This is a genomic window from Collinsella sp. OF02-10 (genome assembly GCF_003463445.1).
Classification (GTDB): domain Bacteria; phylum Actinomycetota; class Coriobacteriia; order Coriobacteriales; family Coriobacteriaceae; genus Collinsella.
This window is the reverse complement of sequence record NZ_QSCW01000005.1, coordinates 40,985-55,208: the sequence shown is the minus strand read 5'-3', so window position 1 is coordinate 55,208 and position 14,224 is coordinate 40,985. Positions and strand designations below refer to the sequence as shown.

Annotated in this window: 14 protein-coding genes; all 14 read right to left on the bottom strand. The window is 62.0% G+C overall.

The features are described 5' to 3' along the window. Positions 1 to 13: 13 nt before the first annotated feature. On the bottom strand, positions 14 to 949 hold the full coding sequence (locus DXA43_RS03865) for a DNA-processing protein DprA (protein WP_334202454.1): 936 nt from the start codon (positions 947 to 949) through the stop codon (positions 14 to 16). Further along, positions 946 to 2,469 carry a YifB family Mg chelatase-like AAA ATPase gene (locus DXA43_RS03860; RefSeq protein ID WP_117766659.1) on the bottom strand — a complete coding sequence of 508 codons (1,524 nt, stop codon included), beginning with the start codon at positions 2,467 to 2,469 and terminating at the stop codon, positions 946 to 948. The genes DXA43_RS03865 and DXA43_RS03860 overlap by 4 nt, the downstream gene beginning before the upstream one ends. After that, positions 2,469 to 2,954, bottom strand: a complete 486-nt coding sequence (locus DXA43_RS03855) for a YraN family protein (protein WP_117766661.1) — start codon at positions 2,952 to 2,954, stop codon at positions 2,469 to 2,471. Before DXA43_RS03855 ends, DXA43_RS03860 begins: the two co-directional genes overlap by 1 nt. 189 nt (positions 2,955 to 3,143) lie before the next feature. Then, positions 3,144 to 3,932: a ribonuclease HII gene (locus DXA43_RS03850; RefSeq protein WP_117806306.1), complete on the bottom strand. Its 789-nt coding sequence runs from the start codon at positions 3,930 to 3,932 to the stop codon at positions 3,144 to 3,146. Positions 3,933 to 4,025: 93 nt separating this feature from the next. After that, on the bottom strand, positions 4,026 to 4,367 hold the full coding sequence (gene rplS / locus DXA43_RS03845) for a 50S ribosomal protein L19 (protein ID WP_006236098.1): 342 nt from the start codon (positions 4,365 to 4,367) through the stop codon (positions 4,026 to 4,028). A 211-nt stretch (positions 4,368 to 4,578) separates the two neighbouring features. Beyond that, entirely contained in the window at positions 4,579 to 7,329 is a 2,751-nt protein-coding gene (gene ppdK / locus DXA43_RS03840; RefSeq protein WP_117806305.1) for a pyruvate, phosphate dikinase, read from the bottom strand. 297 nt (positions 7,330 to 7,626) lie between these two features. After that, the gene (locus DXA43_RS03835) at positions 7,627 to 8,502 is read right to left on the bottom strand and encodes a pyruvate, water dikinase regulatory protein (protein WP_117806304.1); all 876 of its coding nucleotides are present in this window, start codon (positions 8,500 to 8,502) and stop codon (positions 7,627 to 7,629) included. A 34-nt stretch (positions 8,503 to 8,536) separates the two neighbouring features. Next, positions 8,537 to 10,633, bottom strand: coding sequence for a glycine--tRNA ligase subunit beta (glyS, locus tag DXA43_RS03830; protein WP_117806303.1), 2,097 nt, complete (start codon positions 10,631 to 10,633; stop codon positions 8,537 to 8,539). A 3-nt stretch (positions 10,634 to 10,636) separates the two neighbouring features. After that, the gene (locus DXA43_RS03825) at positions 10,637 to 11,548 is read right to left on the bottom strand and encodes a glycine--tRNA ligase subunit alpha (RefSeq protein WP_006236091.1); all 912 of its coding nucleotides are present in this window, start codon (positions 11,546 to 11,548) and stop codon (positions 10,637 to 10,639) included. A gap of 59 nt (positions 11,549 to 11,607) precedes the next feature. After that, positions 11,608 to 12,171: a signal peptidase I gene (gene lepB / locus DXA43_RS03820; protein WP_117806302.1), complete on the bottom strand. Its 564-nt coding sequence runs from the start codon at positions 12,169 to 12,171 to the stop codon at positions 11,608 to 11,610. Positions 12,172 to 12,173: 2 nt separating this feature from the next. Continuing rightward, positions 12,174 to 12,932, bottom strand: coding sequence for a tRNA (guanosine(37)-N1)-methyltransferase TrmD (gene trmD, locus DXA43_RS03815; protein WP_117806301.1), 759 nt, complete (start codon positions 12,930 to 12,932; stop codon positions 12,174 to 12,176). A gap of 10 nt (positions 12,933 to 12,942) precedes the next feature. Beyond that, entirely contained in the window at positions 12,943 to 13,464 is a 522-nt protein-coding gene (rimM, locus tag DXA43_RS03810) for a ribosome maturation factor RimM (protein WP_117806300.1), read from the bottom strand. Between the two features lie 4 nt (positions 13,465 to 13,468). Beyond that, on the bottom strand, positions 13,469 to 13,714 hold the full coding sequence (locus tag DXA43_RS03805; protein ID WP_117806340.1) for a KH domain-containing protein: 246 nt from the start codon (positions 13,712 to 13,714) through the stop codon (positions 13,469 to 13,471). Positions 13,715 to 13,756: 42 nt separating this feature from the next. Continuing rightward, on the bottom strand, positions 13,757 to 14,098 hold the full coding sequence (gene rpsP / locus DXA43_RS03800) for a 30S ribosomal protein S16 (RefSeq protein ID WP_022094749.1): 342 nt from the start codon (positions 14,096 to 14,098) through the stop codon (positions 13,757 to 13,759). Positions 14,099 to 14,224 lie beyond the last annotated feature (126 nt).

The window sequence follows — 14,224 nt, the reverse complement described above, 5'->3', positions numbered from 1 at the left end:
TGCAAACACCTTTCTAATTGACATGTTTTCCATTGTGACCGAAGGGTGTCTGAGCGTGAAGGGCAAACTTGGAGGGCGCATACCTTCCATCCATCATGCGCTCGATAAGACCCTCGAGCTCAAGCGAACCCAGGAGTTTGAGTACGCCGACGGCATCGAGCGAGACGAGCGCCGCGATGTCGTCGACCTTGAGCGGAGAGGCGATGAGCGCATGCATCACGGTCTGCTGTGTTTGATCCAGGTCGGCAATGCCGGGAGCATCGGGGCGCGAGTAGCGCAGGGTGCCGTAGATGCGTGAAATAGCCATCTCGATAGATTCCTCGTCGATGATGCAGCAGGCACCGTTCGCAATGAGGTAATTCGTGCCACGCGACTCGGGCGATAGGATCGACCCTGGCACGGCAAGAAGTTCTCGCCCCAAATCCATAGCAGCCTCGGCTGTAGAAAACGTCCCGGAAGGCATACCCGCCTCGGATACAAAGAGGGCTTGCGACAGGGCCGCGATTACGCGATTGCGGCGCGGAAAGGCAAACTTGCGCGGACCCATGCCCCACGGAGAGATCGACACGACCGCGCCACCCGTATCGAGCGTGCGCGTAATAAGCCCCGCGCTCGAACGCGGGTAGACCACGTCGGCGCCCGTCCCCAGCACCACGACGTGTTTGCCGCCGGCATTGACCGCAGCCCAACCCGAGGCCTGGTCACAACCGACCGCGCCGCCCGAAACTACCGTCACGCCCGCCTCGACCGCAACCTTTGCCGCAAGCTCTGCCACGGCAAGACCATACGGAGAGGCCTTGCGCGCGCCGATGATGGAGAGCGCGGGCGTCGAAAGCACCTCGGGGTTGCCGCGCACATAGAGTGTCTGGGGCACATCAGAAAGCTCCAAAACGGTCTCGGGATACAACGCGTCACCTGGATGCAGCTCGAAGGTCCCCTCGGCCATCATTGGTCCCTCCTTCCCTGGTACATCGCCGCCTCGAGCACGTGGTCCTGCGTCACTTGCTCGCTCTCGGCGACGTCGGCGATGGTACGCGCGATACGCACCAGGCGCACGATGCCGCGGCCCGTGAGATGCGTGCGCTTCGACAGGCCGAGCACACACTTCTCCGCCGCATCATCGAGCTCAAAGGTCGAAACGACGCCGTCAATGGACCGTGTCTCGTCATCCTCGGCCTCGGCATCAGCATCGTCCATACGGGATTCGCGCCAAGCGCGAAAAGCACGACCGCGCACAACGTAGTCACGTAACTCAGCTGACGACATACCCTCCGCGCCCTCGATAATCACCTGAGGGTCGGGACGGGTCACATCGATCATCATGTCGATACGGTCGGCCAAAGGACCGCGCAGTTTAGACCGATAGCGCTCGACCATCGCCGCCGAGCAGCGACACGGTACCTCACGATCGCCCAAAAAGCCGCAGGGGCAGGGATTGCTCGCAGCCAGCAGCTGAAAGCGCGACGGGAAGGTAAAAGCCCCGTCGACGCGTACGATCCTGACGTAGCCGCGTTCGATGGGCTGACGCAGCGTCTGCAGCACACCCGTGGGAAACTCAGCAAGCTCGTCCAAAAAGAGCACGCCGCCATGAGCAAGGCTGATCTCACCCGGGTGCACCGGGCGCCCACCGCCGATAAGACCTGCGGTCGAAATACTGTGATGGGGACTGCGGAAGGGCCGGTGCCCCGCCAACAAGCCATCAATGTTCTCACCCAAAACCGAATGGATGCACAGCGCCTCCTGTTGATCCTCAACGGAAAGCTCGGGCAGGATGCCGGTCATACGACGCGCGAGCATCGTCTTGCCCGATCCCGGGGACCCGATCATGAGCAAGCCGAGTTCTCCTGCCGCCGCAAGCGCCATGCCGCGCTTGGCGACCTCCTGCCCCAGTACGTCGGCATAGTCGAGCTCGGGCTCAAAGGTCGCCTCGAGCACTTCAGAATCCAAGTAGTGCCGCGCGGCATCGCCCATGCCATGGGCAAGCTGAGACAAATGATCGATGAATCCACAATCCACGCCCGCAAGCGGCACATGCTGATCGGACCTGCCGGCGATAAAGGACAGCCCCATATCACGCGCCAATAGCTGAAACGCCACCTCGCCCTTGACAGGAAGCACCGTACCGTCCAAGCCAAGCTCACCAGCGATAAGACAACGATCGAGGTTGTCGCGGGGAATCTGACCATCGGCCGCCAATACCGCGATGGCGATGGGCAGATCAAAGCCGCTACCGGTCTTGCGAATATCGCCAGGCGCCAGATTGACCGTAATGCCCGAGCGCGGGATCTCGAACCCGGCGGAGCGCATCGCGCAGCGAATACGACCGCGTGACTCCATCACCTCCATGCTCGGAATGCCGAGCATCTGGATGCCCGGAACGCCACCGGCAAGCGAGACCTCGACCGTGACGTGAATCGCCTCGACGCCGCGGATGCAGGCCGCGTGAACGGCAAACGTCTCGAACGCCATCACGACACCTGCCAATCGAACGCGTTGTACTGATGCTCGATCTCGGCGATATGCCCGCCACGAATGGTGACGCCCACGGCATCGAAGCGAATCGCCTTGAGCGGATAATGCTCCATGAGGTAGCAACTTGCGATGCGGCGGTAGCGGCGTTGCTTTTGGGCGTCCACGGCCTCCTCGGGAAAGACCCGCGTGCTGCAATCCAGTGCAACTCGTCTGGTTTTGACCTCGGCCATCACCACGACATCGTCGAGCTCATCGAGCAGCACCAGATCGGCCTCGCCCTCGGTGCAACGATAACCCTGCTCCAGCAAGGTGTAGCCGCGCTCGTTAAAGTAGTCGATGGTGATCAGCTCGCCCAGCATGCCCAGCTCGCGGGGACTGAGTCCCTTGATAAAGTCGGGCGTCATCGCCCCACAGTCGAGCTCGCCGTTTTCCCAACGCTCCTTGAGTTGCTGCGTCTTGCTCTTTTTGCTTGCGGCACTCATGGGGTCTCCTTTCCCGCACACTGCATTGCCCCGATGATGAGGGCACCTTTCATGCGGGTAAGTACCGGAAGCAAACCAAAAGCTGACCAAATGCCGTCAAAAAACGGGCCGTACGCAGCAATGGTGTTGCATACGGCCCGCTACCAGCAGGTTTATAAAACCCCTGAGGTCCCTGTCTCCACAATTGACCTAGAAAAGGCGCTCAGTCTGCAGAAAGTTTCCGCAAAAGCTCACGCGGTGCAGTGGACAAAGTCCATGTTTGCGAATGGCCTCGATATGCTCGGGGCTTGCATAGCCCTTCGACTCGGCCAGATGGTACTCGGGATACTCGGCGTCGTACTCGACCATCATCTCGTCACGCGTGACCTTGGCCATGATGGACGCCGCGGCGATGCAGGCGATTTTGGCATCGCCCTTCACCACATCGCGCTCGTTAGGAACGGCGCCCAAGGGGTTGCCATCCATGAGGACGCGGTCGGGTTCAAGTCCCGTATCGGCCACGGCGCCCGCAACGGCAGTACGGATAGCACGGGCCATGCCCATCTCATCGATATCCTTCGGCGCGATATGGCAAAAGCCGATGGCAGTCGCCACCTCGGCTATCTTCACCGAGAGCAACTCGCGGCGCGCGGGCGTGAGCTTTTTGGAATCGTTGATACCCCAGACGCGCGGCTCCATAGGAAGACAGACGGCGCATACCGTCAAAGGGCCGGCCACCGATCCGCGACCTACCTCGTCGACACCAACGACCACCCCATCGCCGCCAAGCTCATGCATAAGCTCGTACATGTCATTGACGCGCTCGCGCTCGGCAAGTTCCTTGGCATGGCGCTTAAGAGCACGCTCGCAAGCCTTGATCACCTGCTGGCGCGGGTCCTCGCGATAATGCTCCACGAGGGCGGGAATCTCCTCGAACGTGGCGCTCGCCAGCTCGCCGGCAACCTGCGATGCCGAAACCGAGCTCGTCATGTTGGCCATACCAGACCCTCCTTGCATGCAAATCAGATAAAAAGAAGGGCCACCCGAAGGTGACCCTCGTGTCCAAACGAGTGGACAGACGCTGCGATCTTCTTAGCGCTTCTCGGGGATGCGAGCAGCCTTGCCCACCTTGTCGCGGAGGTAGTACAGCTTGGCGCGACGGACGCGACCATGGCGAACGACCTCGAGCTTGGCGATCTTGGGGCTGTGAAGCGGGAAGGTACGCTCAACACCGACACCGAAGGACATCTTGCGGACGGTGAAGGTCTCGCGGGCACCGGCGCCGGCCATGCGGATGACGTCGCCCTGGAAAACCTGGATGCGCTCGCGGTCGCCTTCCTTAATGCGGTAGTGAACCTTGACGTTGTCGGCGACGCGAACCTGAGGAATGTCCTCGCGGATCTGCTGACGCTCGATTGCGCGGATGTAATCCATGTGCAATTCCTTACTCTTCTAGAGGTGCCGTACCACCTTGGCCGGCACGTAGTTGAACAAACGTATTCGAGTATACACGCGCGGGTTTCTGCTGCAAGAACAATTTTTTGCGCAGACAAAAAGACAAAACCCGCACATGATAACCGCCCGCTTCACGAATGAGACGGGCGGTATGAAGGGGGGGCTACGCTAGGCGTCTAAACGCTAAACGCTAGGCGGAACGCTTGGCCTCGAGCTTGGCCTGGGCGGCAGCTAGGCGCGCGAGGGGCACGCGGTAGGGCGAGCAGGACACATAGTCCACGTCGGCCACGTTAAACAGGCCCTTGATGGACTTGGGGTCGCCGCCGTGTTCGCCGCACACGCCAAAGTGCATGTCGGGATTGGTGGCGCGGCCCTTCTCGACGGCCAAGCGCACGAGCTCCAGCACCGCCGTGTCGATGGTCTCGAAGGGGTTGTCCTTCAGGATCTTCTTGTGCAGGTACAGCGGAATGAACTTGGCCTCGGCATCGTCGCGGGAGAAGCCGAAGGTCGTCTGGGTGAGGTCGTTGGTGCCAAAGCAGAAGAAATCTGCGTGATGGGCGATCTCGTCGGCGACCATGCAGGCGCGCGGCAGCTCGAGCATCGTGCCCACGGGAATGTTGAGCTCGACACCTTCCTCGGAGGAAACCTCGGCGATGGCACGCTCAATGACCTCGCGGGTCTGGACATGCTCTGCCGTGATGGAAACGAGCGGAACCATGATCTCGGGGCGTGGGTCGACACCATCCTTGATAAGGCGGGCAGCAGCCGTGGCCACGGCGCGGACCTGCATGAGCGGCAGATCGCCAAAGACGACGGACAGGCGCACGCCGCGCAAGCCCAGCATGGGGTTGGACTCGACCATGCCGTCAATGCGACGTAGGCGGGCGCGCAGGGCAGTGAGCTCCTCCTCGGGAGCGCCGGCGGCCTCCTTCTTGGTGATGGCGACCTCGAGCTCGCGAGGATTATCCAGGAACTCGTGCAGCGGCGGATCAAGCAGGCGAACGACCACATCGCGACCGGACATGGTCTTGAACATGGCTAGGAAGTCCTCGGTCTGGACCTTGAGCAGGTCGGCCAGGGCCTGCTGCTTCACGGCCTCGTCGTCGGACAGGATGAAGCTCTGGATGATGTTCTTGCGATCGCCCAGGAACATGTGCTCGGTGCGGCATAGACCGATGGCCTCGGCGCCAAACTCGAGCGCGAGCTCGGCATCCTCGGGGTTGTCGGCGTTGACGCGCACGTGGTTGGCGTGACCGTCGGTCTCGTCCAAACGGATCTCATCGGCCCAAGACAGGATGGTGTCCAGGTCGCCGGTGAGCTCTGCAGAGACCAGGTCAACCGCGCCGTCGACGACGATACCCTGGGTGCCGTCGATGGAGATGACATCGCCCTCGCGCAGCACGCGGTCGCTGCCCTCGATGCGCACGACCTTCTCTGCCGCGTCAATGTGGAAGCGCTCAACGCCGCAAACGCAGGGCGTACCCATGCCGCGGGCGATAACGGCGGCATGGCTCGTCTTGCCACCGTGGCTGGTCAGGATGCCCTCGGCGGCGACCATGCCCTTCAGGTCGTCGGGGTTGGTCTCCCAGCGGACCAGAATGACCTTGTGGCCCTCGTTGGCGCGCGCGACGGCGTCATCACTCGAGAACACGACCTCGCCCACGGCGGCACCAGGGCTGGCGTTAAGGCCGCTGGCCAGGGCCTCGTACTTCTTGGAGGCGTCGAACTGCGGGTGCAGGAGCTGGTCGAGCTGCGCGGGATCGATGCGGCTCACAGCCTCCTCGCGGGTGATGAGGCCCTCCTCGACCATTTCGATAGCAATGCGCAGGGCGGCAGTGGCGGTGCGCTTGCCCACGCGGGTCTGGAGCATCCAGAGCTTGCCCTGCTCGATGGTAAACTCGATATCGCACATATCGCGGTAATGATCCTCGAGCGTCAGGAACACGCGCTCGAGCTCCTCGCCTGCGGACTCGAGGCCCGAGGTGGTCTTGAGGTCGGCGATGGGCTCGGTGTTTCGGATGCCGGCGACGACGTCCTCGCCCTGGGCATTCACCAAAAAGTCGCCATAGAACTCCTTGGTGCCGTCGGCCGGGTTGCGCGTAAAGGCGACGCCGGTCGCAGAGGTCTCGCCCTTGTTGCCAAAGGCCATGGCCTGGACGTTGACGGCGGTGCCGAGCTCGTCGGAAATGCCGTGCTGTTTGCGGTAAATGCAGGCACGCTCGTTCATCCAGCTGCCAAAGACGGCCTGGATGGCAAGGCGCAACTGGAGCTCCGGATCATGCGGGAAGACGGGCTTGCCGTCGGCAACCTCAAGCTCGGGATACAGGGTCGCCTCGACGTTATCGGAGAAAATACCCTTGAACGTCTCGACAAGCTCCTGCAGGTCCTCGGCCGAAAGCTCGGAATCGACGCGAACGCCGGCGACCAGGCGGGCCTGGGTCAGAGCGTTCTCGAATAGGTCGGCGTCGACGCCCATGACGACGTTGGAGAACATCTGGATAAAGCGACGGTAGCTGTCCCAGGCAAAGCGCGGGTTTTGCGTCTGGGCGATAAGGCCCTGGACGGAATCGTCGTTGAGGCCCAGGTTGAGGACCGTGTCCATCATGCCGGGCATGGAGAACGGAGCGCCCGAGCGAACCGACACGAGCAGCGGATCGGAGGCATCGCCGAGTTTCTTGCCGCAACGGGCCTCGAGGTCCGCCTCGGCGGCAACGATCTCATCGAGTGCGCCTTCGGGCCAGACGTTGCCGGCACCGGAGTACTCGACACAGGTCTGGCAGGTAATGGTAAAGCCACCGGGAACCGGCAGACTGATGCGGCTCATCTCGGCAAGGTTTGCGCCTTTGCCGCCAAGCACGAAGTTCATGGATTTGTCGCCCTCAGTGACACAGGTGCCCTGGGCGTCGGTTCCAAAACGGTAAACCCTCTTGCAATCGCTCACGATACTTCCCCTTCCATGCACTTACGCGCACGACCGTGGTAACGAATCGACCCGCCGAATGCGAGCCGTGAGGGTACTATACGGCGGGTTTTGGGCGGGCTTGCGCAGAGGGCGCGGGGGTTGGTAAACGTGGTAAATATGGCGGTAAACGGTAGGTAAAGTTGGTTACCTTATGAAGATACCAATGCAAGATGCTTGCAGGTCAAATGCTAGTTTATTGCTAAATCGCTTTACCAATATCGTGCATTATTTTTAGGTAGTCTTTTAGAGACGGGCATTTTTAGCTACCCCAATAAGCTAGCTTTGCTGGGCTCGGCGGGCGGCGCGGCGGGCACGGGCATCTTGGATTTCCTCCAAGTGGCTAATGATCTCGGCAGCGCTTTCCTCGATGGCCTTGCCATCGGTACGCACCACAAAGCAGCCTAGGCGCTTCATGAGGGCACGGGCTTCCTCAAGCTCGCTGCGCACACTCTCGGGCTCGGCATAGGAGCCGGCAACGGCACGGGCGTAGTCATCGCCCAAGCGACTATCGCGAATTTCGGAAATCACAGCGACGGTCGAGATCAGACCAAACAACCGCATCGGGTCAACCTCGTAAATCGACTTCGGCGGCTCCATGCCATGCGCCAGTGGGACATTGGCGACCTTGTAGCCCTGATAGGCTAAATACATCGACAGCGGCGTCTTGGATGTACGCGACACACCCAGCAGCACGATATCGGCACCCGACAGATCGTCGCAACCGCGCCCGTCATCGTGCTCAACGAAATACTCCATGGCCTCGATACGATGGAAATAGCGGTCATCGGTCTTGTGAATCACGCCCGCAACGCACTTGGGCGGCACACCGATGAGCGACGACAGCACGGCAAGCGTCGGGCCGATCAGGTCGACCGAACGGATATGCAGCATACCCAGGTAATCGAGCACGCGGGCGCGAAGCGCCGGATCGACAATGGTATGGAACACGGCGACATCGCGATGGTCGGCATCGACGCGCGGCCCCACAAATGACTTGACCTGCTCCACGGAGGTCACCTTGGGCAGGCGCAAAACGCGAAAAGCCCCTTCATCAAATTGCCCGGACGCCGCAAGCACCACCTCACAAGCGGTATCGCCGAGCGAGTCGGAGATAACGATAACGGTGGGACGAGCGGTGACCGGGCAATCCATGCGGGGCTCCTTTTGCGCTTATGCGCAGGCTGGCTTACTTTTTGCGGGCAAGCTCACCGATGTTGGCAATGCCGGAGAAAACGGCCTCGAAGCGGTTGAGCAGCTTAAGGCGATTATCGCGAAGCAGCTCGTCCTTGTCCATGACCATGACCTCATCGAAGAAACGGTCGATGGGCGCGCGCAGGGCGGCGAGGGCGGCAAATGCGGTCGGGTAGTCCTCGGCAGCAAGGGCGGCATCGACGGCGGTCTGAGCAGCCTCGGAGGCGTCGGCGAGCGCAAGCTCGACCTCGCCCATCAGGCTGCGGTCATACTCCGCACCCAGCTCGGGCTTGGAGATATGCGCGGCGCGGGCATAGGCGGTCGCCAGGTTGTCGAACGTCTCAGCGTCGTTCTTGCGGGCCTCGTCGAGGGCGGCGCAGCGGGCGAAGAAGACGGACGGGGCGATGATGTGCACCGCGGAGACGGCGGCGACGGTATCGGCCGGAATCTTTTCGTCGCGGGCCATGCTCACCAGGCGGCCATGGAAGAAGTCACGAACCTGCTGGGCGACCTCGGCGGCGTCGAACTCAATGCCCTGCTCACTGTAGAGTTCGAGGGCAAAGTCGATGAGCGACGTGGGGTCGATCGGCAGACGGTCGCGCAGGATGTTGATAATGCCGATAGCGGCACGACGCAGCGCGTAGGGGTCGGAGGAGCCGGTCGGGGGCTCGCCGATGGCAAAGATACCGGCGATGGTATCGAGCTTGTCGGCGCAGGCCACGATGCAGCCAGCGGTGCCCTCGGGCAGCTCGTCACCGGCAAAACGGGGACGATAGTGATCGCGAATAGCATGGGCGACCTCGTCGTTCTCCCCCATCGCGGTCGCGTAATAACCGCCCATCACGCCCTGCTGGCTCGTGAACTCGACGACGGCGTTGGACACCAGGTCTGCCTTGCACAGGTGTGCGGCGCGAGCAGCGTCGGCGGCAAGATGGGCGCCCAGGTGAGCCTCGCGGGCGATAGCGAGCGCGAGCTGCTCGATGCGCTCGGACTTGGCGAGCACGCTACCGAGCTTCTCCTGGAAGGCAACCTTGGACAGACGCTCACGGAACTCGTCGAGGGAGATCTTCAGGTCCTCATCGTAGAAGAACTTAGCGTCGTCCAGACGGGCGCGCACGACGCGCTCGTTACCGTCGATCACTCGCTCGGCGTTCTCGGGCTTGCTGTTGGAGACGACCACGAACTCACGCGTCAGCTTGCCCTCGCCGTCATAGATCGGGAAGTAGCGCTGGTTGGTGAGCATGGACTCGCAGATAATCTCGTGCGGGACCTTGAGGAACTCCTCGTCGAAAGTACCGACGAGCACCGTCGGCCACTCGCAGAGGTTAATGACCTCCTCAAAGACCTTCTTGGGCGTATCGACATGGCAGCCGGGGCGAGCGGCCTCGACCTCGGAGATACCGGCAAGGATGGCCTCGCGACGGCGCTCGGCAGAAAGCACGCCGGCGTCCTCGAGTACCTGCTCGTAGGCGGCGGGGCTGGCGACAACGTGGTCACCGGGGCCGAGCACGCGATGGCCGCGCGTGGTGTTGCCGCTCGTCACGTCGGCAAACGACACGGGCACAACATCCTCGCCCAGAAGGCAGCAAATCCAGCGGACCGGACGCACGAACGTCGCGTGCTCGTGGCCCCAGCGCTGGCTGCGGTAGTTGGGCCACTGCAGGCCGGCGATGGTCTTCTCGCACAGGGCCGTCAGGATCGGGGTAGCCGGTGCGGAAGGAATGTTCTTCTCGGCGAACACGTACTCACGGCCGTCGGTGTCCTCGCGACGGACCAGATCCTCGGCACCCACACCGCACTTGCGGGCAAAGCCCTGGGCGGCCTTGGTGGCGTTGCCGTCGGCATCGAAGGCAATGTTAGCCGCGGGACCGCGCTTGACCTCGTGAACCTCATCGGTCGCAGTGGCGACGTTGGCCACGAGCGCAGCCAGACGACGCGGGCTCGAGATCACGCGGACCTCGCCATGGGCCAGACCGGCCTCGTCGAGGCCCTTGGCAATCATGGTGCCAAGCTGCTTGACGGCATTGTTCAGCGGTGCGGAGGGCATTTCCTCCGTACCGATCTCAAACAGGAAATCCTTAGCGTCTGCCATGGCTTACGCCACCTCGCCTTCCTGGTCGGCATTCTCGTTGACTCCGGCGACCTCGGCCATGTAGGCCTCGCAGCACGCCTTAGCGACGGCGCGGACGCGCAGGATGTAGTTAGCACGCTCGACCGCGGACAGCGCGCCGCGGGCATCGAGCAGATTGAAAGCGTGGCTGCACTTCATGACACAGTCGTATGCGGGCAGCGGCAGTTTGCGCTCCAGGCAGGAATGGCACTCGGCCTCGTAGTCGTCAAACTTCTGACGCATCATCTCGACGTTGGCGACCTCAAAGTTATAGGCACTGAACTCGCGCTCGTTCTCGAGGAACACGTCGCCGTAGGTCATGGGCGTGCCGTCGGGCAGATAGCTCCACACCAGATCGTAGACCGAGTTGACGCCCTGGGCGTACATGGCGATACGCTCCAGGCCATAGGTAATCTCGACGGGCACGGGGTCGACCTCGATACCGCCCACCTGCTGGAAGTACGTAAACTGCGTGACCTCCATGCCGTTGAGCCAGACCTCCCAGCCAAGGCCCCAGGCGCCCAGGGTCGGGCTCTCCCAGTCGTCCTCGACAAAGCGGACGTCATGGTCGTTGGGGTCCAGGCCAATGGCGGCCAGCGAACCCAGGTAGAGCTCCTGGGCGTTGACCGGCGACGGCTTGATGAGCACCTGGAACTGATAGTAGTGCTGCATGCGGTTAGGGTTCTCGCCGTAGCGGCCGTCGGCGGGACGGCGGCAAGGTTGAGCATAGCAGGTGCGCCACTCGGCGGGACCGAGCGAGCGCAGCGTGGTCGCGGTATGGAAGGTACCGGCACCGACCTCGGAGTCATAGGGCTGCATAATGACGCAGCCCTGCTCGCCCCAGTACTGCTGGAGGCGCAGGATGATGTCTTGGAAGGAAAGCGATGAAGCGTTCATGCCTCTAATATCCCCTCGTCGAAACGAATACACGGTTAGGTACTGTACTATAGCGGTTTTTAATCGATAGCGCCGATGCGGTTGAGCGGCCAGTAACGCACGAGTGCCACGGCGATCAAATCAGAGCGATCAACGGGACCAAAGTAGCGTGAGTCGGCTGAGTTCTCGCGGTTGTCGCCCATCACCCACACGCAGCCGTCGGGGACGGTGTAGGGATAGCTCACCTGGGCGGCGGGCGCCTGGACCGAAAGCGGCCAGCTCATGCCGGTCGTATAGTCCTCATCGAGCGCCTGGCCGTCGACGACGACCTTGCCGTCCTGAAGGTCGACCGTCTGACCGGCCGTGGCGATGACGCGCTTTACCAGCACGTCATGCTCGGACGTGGCATCGGGGTTATGGAACACCACGATATCACCCTGTTTGACGGGCTGACCGAGCTCGAGGCTCACCTTTTGTGCCAGGATCTGGTCGCCAATCTCGATCGTGTCCTCCATGGAGCCGGTGGGCACCACAAAGGGCTCGACCACAAAGGTGCGGATCAGGAAGGTGGCCACGAGCGCGATTGCGATGACCGCGATCCACTCAAAAGCGCCCCTCAACGCGGAATGTTGCGTAGGAACCATACTCACTCCTCGCTCTGCGAATACGAAGCGTCAAGGATCTCCTGCGCGTAAGCGCGCTCCTCGAGCGTGAGCCGCGCCGTCTCGATCAAGTCCGGACGCCAGCGGCAGGTGCGCTCGATGGCATTCTTACGGCGCCAGGCGTCAACCTTGGCATGGTCGCCGCTCACGAGCACCGGCGGCACGCCCTCGCCGTTGAACTCGGCAGGGCGGGTGTACTGCGCATACTCGAGCAGGCCTCCGTCCTCGGCGGTCGAGAACGACTCGTCCACGTTGCTCATCTCGTCACCAAGGGCGCCGGGGATCAGGCGTACGACGGCATCGGCAACGACCATAGCGGGAAGCTCGCCGCCCGTGAGCACGTAATCGCCGATCGACAGGCGCTCGTCGGCATACGCATAGGCACGCTCGTCAACACCTTCGTAACGGCTGCACACAAACAGCAGGCGCTCGCTTTTGAGCAGGCGCTCGGCCACATGCTGCGTAAAAGGCTCGCCGCACGGGGTGAAGAACACCACCGTCGGCTTGGGGCCCTCCGCGCTAATGGCCTCGATAGCCTCGGCGATAGGCTCGACCTTCATCAGCATGCCCTGCCCGCCGCCGTACGGCTCGTCATCGACGGTACGATGGCGGTCGTGCGTCCAGTCGCGCAGGTTATACGCCTTAAAATCAAAAAGGCCGGCCTTGCGGGCGCGGCCCAAAATCGATGTGGACATGACGGGCTCAAACATCTCGGGAAAGACCGAAAGGGTCTCAATCAGCATGTTGTCCTCCCTACTTGTCCATATCGATCAGGCCGTCCATAACGTGGACGGAAATTGTTCCTGTGTCGGGAAGATCGAGCACAACCTGCTCGATCACGGGAATCAGTACCTCGCCGTACCGATCGCCCTCGACGACCCAAACATCGTTAGCGGACGTCGACATGATCTCGACGATCGTACCGAGTGAACCGAAGCGCTCGTCGACCACCTCGCGACCCATCAGGTCGGAATAGGCGGCGTCGAGTGAATCGAGCTCAAAATCGTCACGATTTGCCAACACATAGCATCCCGTGATGCCCTCGGCGGCCGTCAAGTCGTCAATGCCCTCAAACGAGACCAGATCGCCATCGCCCGTATCGGTGACGGACACGACCGTGCAAAAGCGGTCGCGCTTGAGCGCCGGCGGCGTCAGGGCGACGCGCATACCCGGCTCTAATACAGAAGGAAGCCCCCGCAGCGGCTGCGCGAGGACCTCCCCCTTCCTTCCGTGCGGCTTGACCACACGGGCGATGTTTTTGTACTGGGACCTCAAGGTCCTAGCCCAGAACCTCTACCTCGACAGCAGTGTCGAGGCGAGCGGCCAGTGCACGGGCGAGCGTGCGAATGGCCTTGATGGTACGGCCACGACGGCCGATGACCTTAGCGACGTCATCCTCGGCGACCGAAACCTCAATCATGGAGGCGTCGTCACCATCGATGACCTCAAGGCTCACGGAATCCGGGTCGTCGACGATCTGAACAACGAGATATTCGACGAGATCGGCGATGCGATCTGAGAGCATTGCCTCACCCTCGAGCTGTGCAGCGTCAACCTCAGGCACGATTTACTCCTCGGCGCCCTCAGCGGCCTCAGCGGCAGCCTTAGCGGCCTCGGCCTCTTTGGCGAGCTGCTTCTTGGACTTCTTGACGACGGTCTCGGTCTTCTCGCCCTCGTTGGCGGCCTTGACCAGAGCGGCGACGGCGTCGGTGAGCTGAGCGCCCTTGGACTGCCAGTCGGCGATCTTCTCGAGGTCGAGATTGATGGTCTTGGGGGCGGTCATCGGGTTGTAGCGGCCAACCTCCTCGATGATACGACCGTCACGCGGGGCGCGGGAATCGGCGACGACGACACGGTAGTACGGACGCTTCTTAGCGCCGTGACGAGCAAGGCGAATCTTGACTGCCAAAGGAAACTCCTCCAACCAAGCAGCTTTAGGCTGCAACTACAAACAAACAGTTGAACATAATACGCCATCGACGCGGGCAGGTGAAGTCCGTGAGACCAACTTCTTCGGTGTAGTCGAGGGCAAATC